The sequence below is a fragment of the Rhizobium sp. RCC_161_2 genome (genome assembly GCF_041355235.1).
Lineage (GTDB): Bacteria > Pseudomonadota > Alphaproteobacteria > Rhizobiales > Rhizobiaceae > Rhizobium.
In genome coordinates this window covers 49,242-63,675 of the sequence record NZ_JBFUPL010000005.1, presented here as the reverse complement: position 1 = coordinate 63,675, position 14,434 = coordinate 49,242, and the positions used below count along the sequence as shown (strand labels likewise).

Below are 14,434 nucleotides of genomic sequence, written 5' to 3'. Positions count from 1 at the left end.
TTTTGCAATATTAGCAATTGAAGGCATACCTCTCGTTCAGAGGTGCTCTGCCGCGCCTGCTAAATCGCCTGTTTTGTTGACATTGCGGTGCAAAACATCAATAGTGCCTCAGCCGCCGCAAGGCGGCATTTTTGATTTTTCCGGGCCCGTTTCACTTGAAGGAAACGATTGGCCCTAAAGGTTGTGATCGAGGAGATACGGGCCATGGCTGAAACCGCGCCGCTTTATGACACCTATATGCGTGCCCCGCTGCGGTTTGAGCGAGGAGAGGGCGTATGGCTGTTCACGGAGACAGGCGAGCGCTATCTCGATTTCGCCGCAGGCGTCGCGGTGAATTCGCTCGGTCATGCGCATCCCCATCTGGTTGCGGAACTGAAGGCGCAGGCCGACAAGGTCTGGCACCTGTCGAACCTCTATGAGGTGCCGGGCCAGGAGAAGCTGTCGAAGCGCCTGACGGAAGCCACCTTTGCCGACAAGGTGTTCTTCACCAATTCCGGTGCCGAGGCACTGGAATGCGCGATCAAGACGGCGCGGCGGTACCAGTTCTCCAAGGGCCATCCCGAGAAATTCCATATCATCACCTTCGAAGGCGCTTTCCACGGCCGCACGATCGCGACGATCGCCGCCGGCGGACAGGAGAAGTATCTCGAAGGTTTCGGCCCCAAGGCGCCGGGCTTCGACCAGGTGCCGTTCGGCGATCTCGACGCCGTGCGTGCCGCTGTCACCGATGCGACGGCCGGGATTCTTATCGAGCCCGTGCAGGGCGAGGGTGGCATCCGCCCTGCGACCAACGAATTCCTGCGCGGCTTGCGCCAGATCTGCGATGAGCATGGCCTTCTTCTGATCCTTGACGAGGTCCAGTGCGGCGTCGGCCGTACCGGCAAGCTGTTTGCCCATGAATGGTCCGGCGTCACGCCCGACATCATGGCCGTGGCGAAGGGTATCGGCGGCGGCTTCCCGCTCGGCGCTTGCCTTGCGACGGCGGAAGCCGCTTCGGGCATGAAGGCCGGTACGCATGGCTCGACCTATGGCGGCAATCCGCTCGCCATGGCAGTCGGCAATGCCGTGCTCGATATCGTGCTGGCAGACGGCTTCCTCGAACATGTGCGCGACATCGCCCTGGTGTTCCGTCAGGGCCTCGCCTCGCTTCAGGATCGTTTCCCCGATATCATCGAGGATGTCCGCGGCGAGGGCCTGATGCTGGGCATCAAGGCCGCCATTCCACAGGTGGAGCTGCTGCAGGCCATCCGCGCCGAGCATCTTCTCGGCGTGCCGGCCGGCGATAACGTCATCCGTCTGCTGCCGCCGCTGGTGGTGACCGCCGAGGAAGCACGCGAAGGCATTGCCCGCATCGAACGCGCTGCAGAATCCGTGCGCGCGACCCGCGTCAAAAAGTCGGCCTAAATCCAGCGCCCGTTGATTGGGGCGTTTTGCCCCGCGCGGGCGTTGTTGTTTTCTAGAGTACAGGTAGGGACATGGCTTCTCCGAAACACTTTCTCGATCTCTCGGCCGTCGCGGCTGCCGATCTGCGCAGCATCATCGATGATGCCATCGTGCGAAAGCGGGCGCTGAAGGCCGGCACGGCCGACAAGCCGCTGGCCGGCAAGATGCTGGCGATGATTTTCGAGAAGCCATCCACCCGCACCCGCGTCTCCTTCGATGTCGGCATGCGCCAGCTCGGCGGCGAGACGCTGTTCCTGTCCGGAACCGAGATGCAGCTCGGCCGCGCCGAGACGATCGGCGATACGGCCAAGGTGCTGTCGCGTTATGTCGACGCCATCATGATCCGCACGACCGAGCATTCGCGGCTGCTGGAGCTGGCCGAACACGCGACCGTGCCGGTCATCAATGCGCTGACCGACGACACGCATCCCTGCCAGATCATGGCTGATATCATGACCTTCGAGGAGCATCGCGGCCCGATCAAGGGCAAGACCATCGCCTGGACCGGCGACGGCAACAATGTACTGCATTCGTTGATCGAGGGGGCCGCACGCTTCGACTATCGCATGAACATGGCCGTACCCCTTGGTTCCGAGCCAAAGGATCACTATTTGAACTGGGCCCGCAACCAGGGCGCCGAAATCATGCTCTCGCATGATGCCGACCGTGCGGTCGCCGGCGTTGATTGCGTGGTAACCGATACCTGGGTTTCCATGAATCAGGAACACCGGGCTCGCGGTCACAACGTCTTCCAGCCCTATCAGGTCAACCAGGCTTTGATGGCACAGGCCGGCAAGGACGCCTTGTTCATGCATTGCCTGCCCGCTCATCGCGGGGAGGAAGTGACGGACGAAGTGATCGATGGTCCGCAATCCGTTGTTTTCGATGAGGCGGAAAACCGCCTTCATGCGCAAAAGTCGATTCTTGCTTGGTGCCTGGGCGCGATCTGAGGATATAGAACCGCGAGTTTGATGCCGCGGGCGCAGTAGGAGTAAAGCAATGGCGGAAAGTGCAGCCTCGCTGGGTCAATTCGATTTTGCCGGCGACGATCATGTCGTTCCCTTCCAGGTGGAAGGTCTTGATGTGCGCGGCCGCGCCGTGCAGCTCGGGCCTCTGCTGGACACAATTCTCGCCCGGCACAATTATCCGGCCCCGGTTGCCCGGCTTTTGGCCGAGGCCGTGGTGCTGACTGTCTTGCTCGGCACCTCGCTGAAATTCGAGGGCAAGTTCACCGTGCAGACCAAGGGCGACGGACCGGTCGATCTTCTGGTCGCCGATTTCGCGACGCCGGAAAATGTGCGCGCCTATGCCCGCTTCGATGAAGAGGCGCTGGCAAAGGCTGTGGCAGCTGGCGAAACCGAGCCAGAACAGCTGCTTGGCAAGGGCGTGCTCGCCTTCACCATCGATCAGGGTCGCTACAGCCAGCCCTATCAGGGGATCGTGGCGCTTGACGGCGCCTCGCTCGAGGAGATCGCCGGGACCTATTTCCGCCAGTCGGAGCAGATCCCAACCCGCGTTCGCCTGGGCGCTGCCGAGCTGTTCGACCGCGACGAGGCCGGCAAGCCGCGCCATCGCTGGCGGGCGGGCGGGCTGATAGCGCAGTTCCTGCCGGAAGCGCCGGAGCGCATGCGCCAGCCGGATCTCCATGGCGGCGACGGCGATAGCAATCCGCGCCATCATGTCGAGGATGACGCCTGGGAGGAAGCCCGGTCGCTGGTCGAGACGATCGATGCCGACGAATTGACCGACCCGCAGGTCGGCACTGAACGTCTGCTGTTCCGTCTCTTCCACGAGCGTGGCGTGCGCGTCTATGAGCCGAAGGCAGTCTTCGACCGTTGCACCTGTTCGCGCGATAAGCTGAAGGGCGTATTGCAGGGCTTTTCCGCCGAGGAAATCGAGGTGAGCCAGGAGAATGGCGAAATCGCCGTCACCTGCGAGTTTTGCTCGACCACCTATCGCTTCGAAGTTTCCGAGGTAACGGACGCCTGATCGAGCTCAGTTCAGCGTCCGCAGCAGATTGGGCGTATCGAGAGAAAAGGCGGGGATCTTGACGTGAAAGAGCTCCCCGTCGTCCGTCTCCATCTGATAATGGCCGAACATCATGCCCGATGGCGTATCGAGCGGGCAGCCTGACGAATATTCGTAGGTGTCGCCGGGGCCAAGCCGCGGCTGCTCGCCGACGACGCCAGGCCCGGTCACCTCGTCCACCAGCCCGTTCTGATCGGTGATGTGCCAATAGCGCGTCACCAGGCGGACATTGAGGGTGGAATGGTTGGAAATGACGATGCGATAACCCCAGACATAGCGGTCGTCATCCGGATCGGATTGCTCCTCCAGATAAAAAGGTTCGACGACGACTTCGATATCCCGTGTTAGAGCGCGATACATGCCTGACACCTTGGTCATTACTCCGAAACGTCGTACGTTCCAATAAACGCACACCGGACGCTCCAGCATTTTAAGTCTAGGGCATCTTCTCCGCTTTCCATGATCCCACGAAAGCGGGACATCTAGCGGTATCCTATACACAACCTGTCCCGTCAAGGAACGGATCGGTGAAAACCCCTATAACGGGTAAATCATACGGCTTTTCAGGGACTAAGGCTAGCTCCAAGGGCCAATCGCCTTGGCTGAAGCGATCCGGCACGCCTGCTGTCAAGGCAAGCCGCCCCGCCCGAACGAGATCCGGGCGGGTTTGGATGACAAAACTCAGGCCGAAACCTGTGCCAGCGCGCGGGCGAAATCCTCGACCAGATCGTCGCCGTCCTCAATGCCGGCCGAGAAGCGCACGGTGCCCGGCGAAATCCCGAGTTCGGCGCGGGCCTCATCGGTGAGGTTTTTGTGCGTGGTGGTGGCCGGATGGGTGATCAGGCTCTTGCTATCGCCGAGATTGTTGGAAATCCTGACGATCTCCAGCGCGTTCTGCAGCTTGAAGGCCGCTTCCTTGCCGCCCTTCAGCTCGAAGGCCACCAGCGTTGAGCCGCCGGTCATCTGCTTTGCAATGATGTCGGCCTGCGGGTGGTCCTTGCGGCCGGGATAGATCACCTTGGCGACCTTGCTTTGCTCAGCGAGGAAATCGGCGATCTTGGCGGCGTTCGCCGTCTGTTGTGCCACGCGCAGCGGCAGCGTCTCGATGCCCTTCAGCAGCGTCCATGCGGTAAACGGCGACATGGCCGGACCGGTGTGGCGGAAATAATCCTGCAGGTTTTCGTCGATCCACTGCTTGTCGGAGAGAATGACGCCACCGAGCGAGCGGCCTTGGCCGTCGATATGCTTGGTGGCGGAATAGACGACGATATGGGCGCCGAGTTCGAGAGGCTTCTGGAAGAGCGGCGTCGCGAAGACGTTGTCGACCACGACCTTGGCGCCGATCTGGTTGGCGAGCTTGGCAACGGCGGCGATATCCACCACTTCCAGCGTCGGGTTGGTCGGGCTTTCCAGGAAGAAGACCTTGGTTGTCGGCCGGATCGCCTTTTCCCAGTTTTCGACAAAACGGCCGTCGACAAGTGTGCATTCGATGCCGTATTTCGGCGCCAGGGTTTCAACGACCCAGCGGCAGGAGCCGAAGAGCGCGCGGGCGGCAACGATGTGATCGCCGGCCTTCAGCTGGCAGAGAATGGCGGCGGAAACGGCGGCCATGCCCGAAGCCGTGGCGCGAGCATCTTCCGCGCCTTCGAGCGCACACATGCGCTTTTCGAACATGTCATTGGTCGGGCTGCCATAGCGGGCATAGATGAAACCGTCGGTCTCGCCCTTGAAGCGCGCCTCGGCGGCTTCCGATGTGTCGTAGACGAAGCCCTGGGTCAGATAGATTGCTTCGGAGGTCTCGCCGAATTGCGAGCGAAGCGTTCCGCTGTGAACGAGTTGGGTTGCGGGGCGCCAAGTCTTGCTCATGCCATCACCACTTTCAAAACAAAAAAACCGGCCGCAATTGCAGACCGGTTTTCAACCCGGTCTTTTTAGCCACTTATTTAACGTGGCTGCAAGCCGACCGGCCAAATCACCACGGGATAAGTTGCAATACTGCTGTTGACCGCTTGCGTCAATTCCCTGAGTTTGGTTTTGTCTGCGGCAAATTATGGAAAAGGCAGAATGGCTCGCAACACTGGAATTTTGGCCGATCGCGCCATTGCCGCGCTCTTCGAAGCGGGGCGGCTGACGAGCGAACGAGACCTGGACGATGATCAGATCCAGCCGGCGAGCCTTGACCTTCGCCTCGGCGCGCATGCCTTCCGCGTCCGCGCCAGTTTCATGCCCGGCCCGTCGCATCTTGTCGCCGACAAGCTCGACCGGCTGAAGCTGCATGTGATCGATCTTTCCGAAGGTGCTGTGCTGGAAACCGGCTGCGTCTACATCGTGCCGTTGATGGAGCGCCTCGACCTGCCGGCCGATATGTCGGCCTCTGCCAATCCGAAAAGCTCGACCGGCCGCCTCGACATCTTTACCCGCGTCATCACCGACCGGGCGCAGGAGTTCGACAAGATCCCGGCCGGCTATTCCGGCCCGCTCTATCTGGAGATCAGCCCGCGCACCTTCCCGATCGTCGTTCGCCGCGGCTCGCGCCTGTCGCAGATCCGTTTCCGCGTCGGCCAGGCACTGCTGAACGAGCCGGAGTTGATGGCGCTGCATGCCAGCGAAACACTGGTCGCCAGCAAGCAGCCGAACGTCAACGGCGGCGGCATCGCGCTGTCGATCGACCTTGCCGGCGACAAGGAAGGTCTGATCGGCTATCGCGGCAAGCACCACACGGCTGTCGTCGATGTCGACAAGAAGGCGCAGCACGATATCTACGATTTCTGGGAGCCGCTCTATAGCCGAGGCCGCACCGAACTGATCCTCGACCCGGACGAGTTCTATATCCTCGTCTCGCGCGAAGCCGTGCATGTGCCGCCGCATTATGCCGCCGAGATGACGCCTTTCGATCCCCTCGTCGGCGAATTCCGCGTCCACTATGCCGGCTTCTTCGACCCGGGCTTCGGCCATGCCCCCGCCGGCGGCCGCGGCAGCCGCGCCGTGCTGGAAGTGCGCAGCCATGAAGTCCCCTTCATCCTTGAAGACGGCCAGATCGTTGGCCGCCTGGTCTACGAACACATGCTGGAACAGCCGACCAGCCTCTACGGCTCCGGCCTCGGCTCGAACTATCAGGCGCAGGGGCTGAAGCTGTCGAAGCATTTCCGGCTGTGACCGAAGGGTTTCCGGCCTTGACAGAGGCCGGCAACTGTTGGACATCTCCGGATATCAGGCGGGTGTAGCTCAATGGTAGAGCAGCAGCTTCCCAAGCTGAATACGAGGGTTCGATTCCCTTCACCCGCTCCAGTTTTTCCTTGAAAATAGCACCCGCCAATAGCAGAAATGGATTTCTGATTTCAGGTTCGCGCGCAATGCAGAGCTGAATGGTGCCGACTGCTGCCACAACAAAACCTTTGTTTGTTCAGGTTAGTGCCAGACAACTCTGACAGAAGGTCGTCCTTAACTGGAACGGACCAGATGCTCAACTTTGCGTCATTCTACAGACTGAAGGCCATCTTCACGCGCGGCGTGCTGCGGATCTCCCGCCGCACGAAGGTGCCGCTGGGCACCGCGATCATCTGGAAGGATGGAAGCGTCCGGATCGGTAAAAAGGCTTTTATCCGCAAGGGAGTCGTCATCGATGCGCAGCGTGGCAGCATCGAGATCGGCGATCATGTCTCCCTTAACGACTATGCCATTCTGCTCGGACGTGGCGGCATCACCATCGGCAATGACGTGCGGATAGCCGCCCATGCCATGGTCGTGTCGTTCGATCATAATTTCGATGATGTCACGCAGCTGATCCGCATGCAGGGCGTCACCAAGAAGCCTGTCGTCATCGAGGACGATGTCTGGATCGGTGCTGGAGCAAAGATCCTCGGTGGCTCGCATATCGCCAAGGGCTGCGTCATCGGCGCCAATGCCGTCGTCAAGGGAAAGACCGTGCCCTACGGCATCTATGTCGGTGCCCCCGCGAAACTGGTCAGACGGCGAGGGGACAAGGGCAAGGACACCCCTGCGAAACTCGAATTGCTTCCGTCCCCAAAACGGATAGCGGGTCGCTAAGCTGCGCTACCTTAGCGCCCGATGATGTTGCCATGTCGGGCCGGGAGTTTCCGGTTCTCGGCACGGCGCGATATTCCCCCATCGGCATGACTCTGTTACACCGGTCTTGAAATCAGGAAGCTGAACACCCGACCGGAGGCCCGATCATCGTCATGCGCGTTTGCCTTTCGTCGTTGATATCCGTGGCGAGATCCGTGACAGGCGCACTGCTGATGGCCGTCTCTTGCGCCATGCCTGTCGCCGCGCAGCAGGCGACGCCGCCCGGCCTGCCGATCCTTTTCGATGCGCGCGAACGGCTGCCGAAACCGGATCTTTCCACGCTGGTCAGGCTGCGCTTCCTGACTTCCGTCGACTTCCCGCCCTTCAATTTCGCAGATCAGAACGGCAAGCTCTCAGGCTTCCATGTCGATCTCGCCCGCGAGATCTGCGACGAGCTCGGCATTTCGGACAAATGCCAGATCCAGGCGCTGCCCTTCGGGGAGCTACAGGGCGCGCTTTCGGCGTCGCAGGGGGATGCGGTGATTGCCGGCGTCGCTGTGACGCCCGAACTGCGCAAGAACTTCGCCTTCTCGCGTCCCTTCCTGATGCTGCCCGCCCGCTTCGTGCGCAATCTCAAGGCGCCGGTCGATGGCCGCACGGCGGCAGCCCTTGCCGGTCATTCGGTCGGCGTGGTCAAAGGCACGACGCATGAGGCGATGCTCGCGGCGTTCTTCCCGGCGATCAAGCCGGTGCCATTCGACGACAAGGACGCGCTTCTGGCGGCGGTCAAGGATGGCAAGGTCGATGCCGGCTTCGCCGATGGATTGCAGCTCTCCTTCTGGGTGTCGTCGCCCTCAGCGGAAAAATGCTGCGCCCTGTTCGACGGCCCCTATCTCTCGCAACAATTCCTCGGCGAGGGCATGACCATCATGTTGCGCGAGCAGGATGCCGATCTGACGGCGGCGATCAACCATGCCCTGGCGACCCTGTCGCGCAATGGCCGGCTTCAGGAAATCTATCTGCGTTATTTCCCCTACGGATTGTATTGAGCGGGCTTTTCAGCCCTTGCGGTAGCGGGCAATGGCGCTGCGCTCGATCGCGGCGCAGGTGAGTTTGCCGAGTTCGAGGCGGTCGCGCAGCAGGCTCAGCAGGCGCAGTTCCTCGGCCTTGACAGAGAGATCGGCGGAAGCGACCTCGACGGCAAGGGCATAGGCGGTATCGTAGAGCCGTGGCGGCAGGGTGTCGCGCACCGTTTCCAGCACGATGTCGAGCCCTTCGCTGCCGGCCAGAAGCTTGGCGCAGTCGCGCGAAACGTCGATCAGCTTTTCGTCATCGAAGCCCTTGAAGACCGGCAGGGCATGGATGAGTTCACCGATCCGGGTCATCTCGCGGTCGTTCATCGTCCGGTCGACGGCGGATGCCATGACCATGACGTAGATCAGGGCCTCTTGGGCGGAAAGCGGCTTATTCATAACGAAACAAAATCCTTTGAAACTGGCGGCAGACTAGAAACTCATGTCTCTCATGACAAGAGCCGGTGGCGGAAGCGTGGCGTCAGATCGGATTGAGCGGATCTTCCTTGGGCAAGGCTGGCCCCAGCGTCGATTTTCCGTCCTTGCGCGGATCGTCGCCGTAGATGCCGCGTTTCTGTTGCTTCGCCTGTTCCGCAACGGCCTCCAGCGGCGACCCGGCCTCCGGCTCCGCCCAGCCGAAGCGTACGAGCCATTCGCTGAGATCGATGCGGACATAGCGGCAGTTTCCCGTCACCGTGCCTTGCCAGGTCTGGCTCGGCAGGTCGCAATCGATGGTGCGGCCGCGCAGATACATGCGAAAGGCCGTGCGCGCCGCCGCCCCGCAAGGCCAGCTCTTGCCATCCGATCCGCTGCACATCCGGCCGATATCGGTCGGAATGATGCCTGAAAGCTGCACGCTCCTGTTGCCAACGGTTAACATGCCGGCGCGGTCGGAGGATGGCCGTATCAGCTCCACGGGCGTTGCCCCATCGGCCTGCTTTTCGTCATCGCCCGGTTTCTGGCTGTCATCGGGCGACGCCTGCTGGGTGGATGGCGCCATGGGTGCGGTCCGGTGAGCCGCGGCTGCCGCCGCCCTATCGGCCTGGTCGGCGGGGGCGGGGAACGATGTTTGTGCCTGCTTCGTCTGGTCCGCCTCAGTTTGCTGGGGTGCGGGCGGATTCGCGAGGATCTGTTTCGAAGTGGATTGCTCCGGTTCAGTCTTCTTTGCCTCGGGCGCCTCTGTCTTTATCGCTTCGGCGTCAGTCGTATTTTGGTGAGCCGGCTGCGCATCACGCGTGTTTGCGGGCAACGCCTCGGATTGCGCCGGCTCAGCCGGCGGCGTGCTCTGCGGCTCCGTCGCGGGCTTGGTCGTGGACGACTTGTCCTGATCGGCGGGCGCGACGGCGGTGTCCTTCGCAACATTCTCGGTTGCCAGGACGGGCGTTACCGCAGGTTCGGATATCGAAGTTGTGGCGGGCGTTTCGCTCTTCGTGGTCGTCGGCGGGGCCGATGCTTCGGCCGTAGTGCTATTCGCCGTCGCGGGAGCGACCATGCTGCCTGTTATGGGCAAGGTCTTTTTGGGCGCCGTATCGGCGAGCGTTTGCGCTGGCGCAACATCGGCCTGTGCAACCTCAACCGCTCCTGGTTTCACCGCCGCCGCTGCCGGATGATTTTCGGCTTCGGCCTTGCTCCCGCTACCCCGCAGGTGGAAGCCATGCTCGCTCACCTGCACCGCAACCAGGGTCAGCCATGAACCGACCACGGCACCTGCCACACCTGCAAGCCAAATATCACGACGCATAACGGGAAAACTTTCCTATTGGCTGGCCCAGATGATCCGGGCGATCCATTCCACATCCGCGAGATCGAAGCTGCGATTGGGATGTTCGGGGTTGAGCGACAGCAATTCGATGGACTTAGCACTTTGCCGCGCCAGCACCTTGGCCATGACCTCGCCCTCGCGGGTCTTGACCACGACACGGTCGTTGCGCCGGATCTGCGCGCCCGGCTCGACGATCAGCACGTCGCCGTCGCGATAGAGCGGCAGCATGCTTTCGCCCTGAACCTCGAGCGCATAGACGCCGCCCTTCTGTCCCGGTGTCGCCGGAAACTCCACCATGTCCCAGCCCTGGCCGGCCGGAAAGCCGCCATCGTCGAAAAAGCCACCGGCGCCAGCCTGTGCGAAGCCAAGCAGCGGAATCGAGCTTGTGGGTGGTGAAGAGGCGTGATCCGCGCTGCCATCGCCTCTCTCCACTGGACGCAGGATGCCGAGGAACTGCTCCATGCTGGCCCCGGTCGCGCCCAACACCTTGGCAATCGATTCCGTGGACGGCCAGCGCAGGCGTCCGTCCTGACTCAGCCGCTTCGACTTGTTGAAGGAGGTGGGGTCGAGGCCGGCGCGCCGGGCAAGGCCCGATGGCGTCAAGGCATAGCGTTCGGCAAGCTTGTCGATCGCGCTCCATATCTGCTCATGTGACAGCATCGCCGCTCAGCACCCGGAAGCCGGATATCCGGCGTTTGACCTTTAAGGAAAGGTTAACCGAGGCTTTTTTACGAGTAAAGGGCGGGGTAGGAATAAGGTCCTTTATCCCCTTGCTTTCGCTCTTGGTTCCGAAGGCGTCAGGTTTTCTGCGGCTGTGCCTTGTTGTCGGGTTCCTCGTTCTGGAATTCCTTGGCCATGCCCATGAAGCCGCGCATGAATTTCTGCATGATGCCGAGCGTGCGGTCGACATCGGCATCGCTCGGCAGGGTCGATCCACCGCCGGCGCTCGCGGTCTTTTCCAGCTTGGTGACGCGGTCGGAGAGGCGGTCGAGTTCGTCGTCATAGGCGGCGCGCTCGTCGGCGGCCATGCGGCAGACCAGATTGCCGCTTTGATCCTGGCAGATCGACATGGCACCCGTCTGCTTGTCGAGGCGGATGAAATGATCGCCGCTGCGCTCAAGCTGGAAGCGCGTTGCGTCCGGCTCGGCCGCCTGGCTTGGTACGGCAAGAAGAAGAGTGGCGGGCAGGAGCAGGGCTGCGAGACCCGTTACGATTTCCTTCGTCATGTCATCCTCCGGATTTTCTGCGTTAAAACCCTAAATCCACCACGGAAACCGTGGACATCGGCGTCGGTTTTCGTGCAAAGCCCTATCAGGACATGTTTACACGGGGATGATGACCGCTATGCCAGTGGTTTACAAGATCGTGCCGGATACGCTCTGGCAGCAAGCCAGACAAAGCGGCGTTTTTCATGGCGCGTCGATCGACCTGACCGACGGTTTCATCCATTTGTCGACGGCCGGGCAGGCGGTGAAAACCGCGGAGCTCTATTTCGCCGGCCAGACAGGCCTGCTGCTGGTGGCGGTCGATGGCGACGCTCTTGGTGACAAGCTGGTGTTCGAACCCTCGCGCGGCGGAGATCTCTTCCCGCATCTTTATGCGCCGCTCCCGCTTTCGGCAGTGCTCTGGGCAAAACCGCTGTCGCTTGGCCCCGATGGCGCGCATGTCTTCCCGGAGATGTCAGAATGATCGGTGCTTTCCGCGATCTTGGCCGGCGCGGCCTTTTTATGTTCGATCCGGAAACGGCGCATGGCATGTCTATCGCGGCGCTAAAGTCCGGCCTTGTCCCGGCCTGCCGCACCAGTAACGACCCCCGCCTTCGCCAGACTGTGGCCGGGCTCGATTTCGCCAATCCGCTTGGCATGGCCGCCGGATACGACAAGAATGCCGAGGTGCCCGAGGCGCTGCTGAAGCTCGGCTTCGGCTTTACCGAGATCGGTACGGTGACCCCGAAGGCACAACCCGGCAATCCGCGCCCGCGCATCTTCCGGCTGGTCGAGGACGAAGGCGTCATCAATCGCCTCGGCTTCAACAATGAAGGCCACGACGCTGCTCTCCGGCGCCTGCAAACTGTTCGCGGCAGCGGCATTATCGGCGTCAATATCGGCGCCAACAAGGATAGCGCCGACCGCATCGCCGATTACGTCGCCGGCATCCGCCGCTTCTATTCGGTGGCGCGCTATTTCACCGCCAATATTTCCTCGCCTAACACACCGGGCCTGCGCGACCTGCAGGCGCGCGAAAGCCTGTCGGCACTGCTCTCAGCCGTAATTGCGGCACGCGACGACGAAGCAGCGAAGGCCGGCAAGAAGATCCCGGTCTTCCTGAAGATCGCACCGGACCTGACCGAAGAGGGCATGGACGACATCGCCACCGAAGTTTTGGCGCATGCGCTGGACGGGCTGATCGTCTCCAATACCACGCTTTCGCGTGACGGCCTGAAGGATCAGGCGCAGGCCAAGGAAGCTGGCGGCCTCTCGGGCAAGCCGGTGTTCGAAAGGTCGACGGTGGTGCTCGCCAAGATGCGCCGCCGCGTCGGTGCGGCCCTGCCGATCATCGGCGTGGGTGGCGTTTCCTCAGCGGAAACGGCATTGGAGAAGATCAAGGCCGGCGCCGATCTGGTGCAGCTCTATTCCTGCATGGTCTATGAGGGGCCGGGCTTGCCGGGTCGCGTCGTTGCCGGCCTGTCGAAACTGCTCGATCACGAGCGCGTCGCCTCGATCCGCGAGCTGCGTGACAGCAAGCTTGATTACTGGGCCGATCGGAACGTCTGATCGACGCGCTTTTTCAGGCCGATGATCAGGAAAAGGCCGCGAAACAGCAGGAAGGCATTCATGGCCATCCACAGGCCGTGATTGCCCAGCGTCGGCACGAGGATCGCAAGGACAACCAGATAGCCGACAAAGGACAGCAGCATGCGGTTGCGCATGGCGCTCGACCATGTGGCGCCGATGTACACGCCGTCCATGAGGAAGGCGAGCGCACCCGTGAGCCCAGATATGGCGGCCCAGGGCAGGTAGGCTCCGGCAGCAGCGCGCACGTCTTCGGACGTGGTCAGCAGGCGGATCAGCGCCGGGCCGGCCGCAAAGAAGAAGAGGGCGGCGGCAAAAGCCAGCCCGAATGACCAGAGACCGGTCAGCTTCAGCCCGCGCTCGAAGGCGGGGCGATAGTTGGCGCCGATCGAGCGCCCGGTGATCTGCTCTGCGGCATTGGCGAGCCCGTCCAGATAATAGGCGGACAGCAGCAGGAAGTTCATCACCACCGCATTGGCGGCGAGCGTCACCGCGCCAAAGCTGTTGCCGATGCGGGTCATCAGCGTGAAGGCGCCGAGCAGCACGAAGGTGCGGATGAGGATGTCACGGTTGAGCGCGAAGAGCTGCTTGAGCTTGGCGGTCGACAGCAACTCGGCGCGGCTAGGCCGTGGTTCGCCGGCGAAGCTTCCGAGCACGATGGCAAGGCCGGTAAGCGTGCCGGCCGCCTCGCCTATCAGCGTGCCCCAGGCAACGCCAGCCACACCCCAGCCAAGCCAGAGGCCGAGCACCAGGGCGAGGACGATGTTGACGCCGTTGATCACCGTCTGCAGCAGCAGGCCGATGCGGCCCTGGCCGCGCCCGAGCACGAAACCGAGAATGGCGTAGTTGGCGAGCGCCATCGGGCCAGCCAGCATGCGGATCGAGAAATAGGTGCGCGTTGCCTCGGCAACGCCGCCCTCCGGTCCCATCAGCTTGATGCCGAGCCAGAGCAGGACGGGCGACAACAGAACGATCAGGATGCCGCATGCAAGCGCCGAGAGCAGCGCCCGCCAGAAAATCGCTTGCTGCTCGTTCCGGTCGCGGCGGCCAAAGGCTTGCGCCGTGAGGCCGGTGGTCGAAGCACGCAGGAAGTTGAAGCTCGAGAAGATAAGATCGAAGAGCATGGCGCCGATCGCCAGGCCCGCCAGCGCGTCCGGCTGGCCGAGCTGCCCGACGACAGCCGTGCCGACAATGCCGAGCAGCGGCGTCGTGATGAAGCCGAGCGTCATCGGAAGGGCGATGGACAGCACCAGCCGGTGCGTCACGTCAAAGGGCAGGACTTTGCCGCCGCGTGCTTGTTGATCCATCTC

The 14,434-nt window shown here is 62.1% G+C and carries 15 protein-coding genes, 1 tRNA gene and 1 riboswitch; of the genes, 9 read left to right on the top strand and 7 right to left on the bottom strand.

Annotated elements, in window-relative coordinates:
• Nucleotides 1-204: 204 nt before the first annotated feature.
• The 3 genes from AB6803_RS14725 (at nt 205) to AB6803_RS14715 (ending at nt 3,432) form a co-directional block, all read left to right on the top strand.
• Entirely contained in the window at nt 205-1,404 is a 1,200-nt protein-coding gene (locus AB6803_RS14725; protein ID WP_371109582.1) for an aspartate aminotransferase family protein, read from the top strand.
• A gap of 71 nt (nt 1,405-1,475) precedes the next feature.
• Nucleotides 1,476-2,393 carry an ornithine carbamoyltransferase gene (gene argF / locus AB6803_RS14720; protein ID WP_007695576.1) on the top strand — a complete coding sequence of 306 codons (918 nt, stop codon included), beginning with the start codon at nt 1,476-1,478 and terminating at the stop codon, nt 2,391-2,393.
• Nucleotides 2,394-2,442: 49 nt separating this feature from the next.
• Nucleotides 2,443-3,432 carry an Hsp33 family molecular chaperone gene (locus AB6803_RS14715; RefSeq protein ID WP_371109581.1) on the top strand — a complete coding sequence of 330 codons (990 nt, stop codon included), beginning with the start codon at nt 2,443-2,445 and terminating at the stop codon, nt 3,430-3,432.
• A gap of 6 nt (nt 3,433-3,438) precedes the next feature.
• On the opposite strand, the gene apaG is transcribed toward AB6803_RS14715, so the two are convergent.
• Nucleotides 3,439-3,831, bottom strand: a complete 393-nt coding sequence (gene apaG, locus AB6803_RS14710) for a Co2+/Mg2+ efflux protein ApaG (RefSeq protein ID WP_371109946.1) — start codon at nt 3,829-3,831, stop codon at nt 3,439-3,441.
• A 321-nt stretch (nt 3,832-4,152) separates the two neighbouring features.
• Nucleotides 4,153-5,337: an O-succinylhomoserine sulfhydrylase gene (locus AB6803_RS14705; RefSeq protein ID WP_371109580.1), complete on the bottom strand. Its 1,185-nt coding sequence runs from the start codon at nt 5,335-5,337 to the stop codon at nt 4,153-4,155.
• Nucleotides 5,338-5,381: 44 nt separating this feature from the next.
• Nucleotides 5,382-5,460: riboswitch (SAM riboswitch) on the bottom strand.
• A gap of 75 nt (nt 5,461-5,535) precedes the next feature.
• Between AB6803_RS14705 and AB6803_RS14700 the strand changes: the two genes are divergently transcribed.
• From AB6803_RS14700 to AB6803_RS14685, 4 genes are all read left to right on the top strand, one after another.
• Nucleotides 5,536-6,627, top strand: a complete 1,092-nt coding sequence (locus AB6803_RS14700; protein WP_371109579.1) for a 2'-deoxycytidine 5'-triphosphate deaminase — start codon at nt 5,536-5,538, stop codon at nt 6,625-6,627.
• A gap of 58 nt (nt 6,628-6,685) precedes the next feature.
• Nucleotides 6,686-6,759: transfer RNA gene (locus AB6803_RS14695), tRNA-Gly, on the top strand.
• 171 nt (nt 6,760-6,930) lie between these two features.
• Complete coding sequence (locus tag AB6803_RS14690; RefSeq protein ID WP_371109578.1) at nt 6,931-7,518, top strand: DapH/DapD/GlmU-related protein; 588 nt, start codon at nt 6,931-6,933, stop codon at nt 7,516-7,518.
• A 152-nt stretch (nt 7,519-7,670) separates the two neighbouring features.
• Nucleotides 7,671-8,546, top strand: coding sequence for a transporter substrate-binding domain-containing protein (locus tag AB6803_RS14685; protein ID WP_371109577.1), 876 nt, complete (start codon nt 7,671-7,673; stop codon nt 8,544-8,546).
• A 9-nt stretch (nt 8,547-8,555) separates the two neighbouring features.
• Here the strand turns inward: AB6803_RS14685 and AB6803_RS14680 are convergent, their stop codons facing one another.
• From AB6803_RS14680 to AB6803_RS14665, 4 genes are all read right to left on the bottom strand, one after another.
• Nucleotides 8,556-8,969 (bottom strand): tellurite resistance TerB family protein, encoded by a 414-nt coding sequence (locus AB6803_RS14680; protein WP_371109576.1) that lies wholly within the window; start codon nt 8,967-8,969, stop codon nt 8,556-8,558.
• Between the two features lie 82 nt (nt 8,970-9,051).
• Nucleotides 9,052-10,311 (bottom strand): hypothetical protein, encoded by a 1,260-nt coding sequence (locus AB6803_RS14675; protein ID WP_371109575.1) that lies wholly within the window; start codon nt 10,309-10,311, stop codon nt 9,052-9,054.
• Nucleotides 10,312-10,326: 15 nt separating this feature from the next.
• Nucleotides 10,327-10,992: a helix-turn-helix transcriptional regulator gene (locus AB6803_RS14670; protein ID WP_371109574.1), complete on the bottom strand. Its 666-nt coding sequence runs from the start codon at nt 10,990-10,992 to the stop codon at nt 10,327-10,329.
• 137 nt (nt 10,993-11,129) lie between these two features.
• Entirely contained in the window at nt 11,130-11,558 is a 429-nt protein-coding gene (locus AB6803_RS14665) for a hypothetical protein (protein WP_371109573.1), read from the bottom strand.
• Nucleotides 11,559-11,664: 106 nt separating this feature from the next.
• Here AB6803_RS14665 and AB6803_RS14660 point away from each other — a divergent pair, with 106 nt between their 5' ends.
• On the top strand, nt 11,665-12,021 hold the full coding sequence (locus AB6803_RS14660; RefSeq protein WP_371109572.1) for a DUF952 domain-containing protein: 357 nt from the start codon (nt 11,665-11,667) through the stop codon (nt 12,019-12,021).
• Complete coding sequence (locus AB6803_RS14655; protein WP_371109571.1) at nt 12,018-13,106, top strand: quinone-dependent dihydroorotate dehydrogenase; 1,089 nt, start codon at nt 12,018-12,020, stop codon at nt 13,104-13,106. Before AB6803_RS14660 ends, AB6803_RS14655 begins: the two co-directional genes overlap by 4 nt.
• Here the strand turns inward: AB6803_RS14655 and AB6803_RS14650 are convergent.
• On the bottom strand, nt 13,082-14,431 hold the full coding sequence (locus tag AB6803_RS14650; RefSeq protein ID WP_371109570.1) for an MATE family efflux transporter: 1,350 nt from the start codon (nt 14,429-14,431) through the stop codon (nt 13,082-13,084). The genes AB6803_RS14655 and AB6803_RS14650 overlap by 25 nt on opposite strands.
• Between the last annotated feature and the right edge of the window lie 3 nt (nt 14,432-14,434).